Below are 252 nucleotides of genomic sequence, written 5' to 3'. Positions count from 1 at the left end.
ACACACCAACCCCAACAAAAGAGTTGATGAGTGATCGGTGTATTAGTACCAGTCAACTCCACACCTCACAGTGCTTCCATACCCGGCCTATCAACCCCATCATCTATAGGACACCTCTCCCACACAATGTATGGATGGAAATCTCATCTCGGAGCAGGCTTCCCGCTTAGATGCTTTCAGCGGTTATCCATCCCGAACGTAGCCAACCAGCCATGCTCCTGGCGGAACAACTGGCACACCAGAGGTTCGTCC

General features: G+C 52.0%; 1 rRNA gene. It reads right to left on the bottom strand.

From position 1 onward, the window contains the following. Nucleotides 1-22: 22 nt before the first annotated feature. Nucleotides 23-252, bottom strand: a 23S ribosomal RNA gene (locus ACPUD7_RS17960); the annotation flags it as partial.

The organism is Brevibacterium sp. FAM 24630, from assembly GCF_049804075.1.
Taxonomy (GTDB): Bacteria; Actinomycetota; Actinomycetes; order Actinomycetales; family Brevibacteriaceae; genus Brevibacterium.
The sequence above is the reverse complement of the archived record's forward strand: the minus strand, read 5'-3'. Positions and strand labels throughout refer to the sequence as shown.